Origin of the sequence: Blautia sp. MSK17_66 (assembly GCF_020538025.1) — a bacterium.
Lineage (GTDB): Bacteria > Bacillota > Clostridia > Lachnospirales > Lachnospiraceae > Blautia_A.
Genome location: NZ_JAJBNQ010000061.1, coordinates 1 through 2,215, shown reverse-complemented (window position 1 = coordinate 2,215; position 2,215 = coordinate 1). Strand labels below are relative to the sequence as shown.

Genomic DNA, 2,215 nt, shown 5'->3' with positions numbered 1-2,215 from the left:
TTCACAGCCTCCCACCTATCCTGTACATGCAGTACCGGATCCCAGTACCAAACTGGAGTAAAGCTCCATGGGGTCTTTCCGTCCTGGCGCAGGTAACCAGCATCTTCACTGGTACTTCAATTTCACCGGATGCATTGTCGAGACAGCGCTCAAATCATTACGCCTTTCGTGCGGGTCGGAACTTACCCGACAAGGAATTTCGCTACCTTAGGACCGTTATAGTTACGGCCGCCGTTTACTGGGGCTTAAATTCAAAGCTTCGCTTGCGCTAACCTCTCCTCTTAACCTTCCAGCACCGGGCAGGCGTCAGCCCATATACCTCACCTTACGGTTTCGCATAGACCTGTGTTTTTGCTAAACAGTTGCTTGAGCCTATTCTCTGCGGCCACTTTTCAGTGGCACCCCTTCTCCCGAAGTTACGGGGTCATTTTGCCGAGTTCCTTGACAATGCTTCTTCCGCCGGCCTTAGGATTCTCTCCTCATCCACCTGTGTCGGTTTACGGTACGGGTATGGTATGAACAATAGCGGCTTTTCTTGACGCACAGCTCACGGACTTCGTTACTATTTTTCACTCCGCATCACGTCTTCCCATTGCCACACGGTTTTTCCAATGTGACTGGTACCTCGCTTGCACCGGGATTCCATTCCCGGCTTCCGCTCTCTGCACGTGTCCCCACAGTTCTGTCATATCATAGTACAGGAATCTCCACCTGTTGTCCATCGGCTACGGCTCTCGCCCTCACCTTAGGCCCCGACTTACCCAGGGCAGATCAGCTTTACCCTGGAAACCTTGGATATTCGGCCTAGAGGATTCTCACCTCTATCTCGCTACTCATTCCGGCATTCTCTCTTCCATGCAGTCCACAGCTCCTTTCGGTACTGCTTCGTCCCGCATGCAATGCTCCTCTACCAATCCTTTCGGATTCCTTAGTTTCGGTGGTACGTTTTAGCCCCGGACATTTTCGGCGCAGGACCTCTCGACCAGTGAGCTATTACGCACTCTTTGAATGTATGGCTGCTTCTGAGCCAACATCCTGGTTGTCTTCGAAATCCCACATCCTTTTCCACTTAACGCACACTTTGGGACCTTAACTGAAGGTCTGGGCTCTTTCCCTTTTGACTGTCCAACTTATCTCGTACAGTCTGACTCCTGGTAAGCAATTACACGGCATTCGGAGTTTGATATTCTTCGGTAGGCTTTGACGCCCCCTAGGAAATTCAGTGCTCTACCTCCGCAAATCTCTACCAAGGCTAGCCCTAAAGCTATTTCGAGGAGAACCAGCTATCTCCGGGTTCGATTGGAATTTCTCCCCTATCCACACCTCATCCCCACCCTTTTCAACGGATGTGGGTTCGGTCCTCCACTGCCTCTTACGGCAGCTTCAACCTGGACATGGATAGATCACCCGGTTTCGGGTCTGCCCCCACTGACTCTGGCCCTGTTAAGACTTGGTTTCCCTACGGCTCCACACCTTAAGTGTTTAACCTTGCCAGTGAGCGCAACTCGCCGGACCGTTCTACAAAAAGTACGCGGTTGTGCATATAAAGCACTTCCACAGCTTGTAGACACAGGGTTTCAGGTTCTCTTTCACTCCCCTCCCGGGGTCCTTTTCACCTTTCCTTCACAGTACTATGCGCTATCGGTCACTAAGTGGTATTTAGCCTTAGGGGGTGGTCCCCCTGACTTCCCGCAGGGTTTCTCGTGTCCCGCGGTACTCTGGATCCTGCTCAGTCTGCTCTGTTTTCGTCTACGGGGCTTTCACCCTCTCCGGCCGGCTTTCCCAAAACCGTTCCACTAACATTGCAGAATCTTAAATGCAGTCCGTAACCCCAGATCGCACGCGATCTGGTTTAGGCTCTTCCGCGTTCGCTCGCCGCTACTTACGGAATCGAGTTTTCTTTCTTTTCCTCCGGGTACTTAGATGTTTCAGTTCCCCGGGTTCCCCTCCATACGTTATGGATTGGCGTATGGATACATGAGGTTTGCTCATGTGGGTTTCCCCATTCAGAAATCTCCGGATCAATGGATATTTGCTCCTCCCCGAAGCTTATCGCAGCTTATCACGTCTTTCTTCGGCCCTTAGTGCCAAGGCATCCGCCCTGTGCCCTTTCTGCTTGACCATTTGCTCTGACACCCTAGCGTAGGTATCAGCGGTCTTTGATTCTCGTTGCTTATTGATAATTTAATTATCGATGTCTTCCTATCTTACGTTT

General features: G+C 51.3%; 1 rRNA gene. It reads right to left on the bottom strand.

The features are described from left to right. Positions 1-2,123: ribosomal RNA gene (locus tag LIR34_RS17420) — 23S ribosomal RNA — on the bottom strand; the annotation flags it as partial. Between the last annotated feature and the right edge of the window lie 92 nt (positions 2,124-2,215).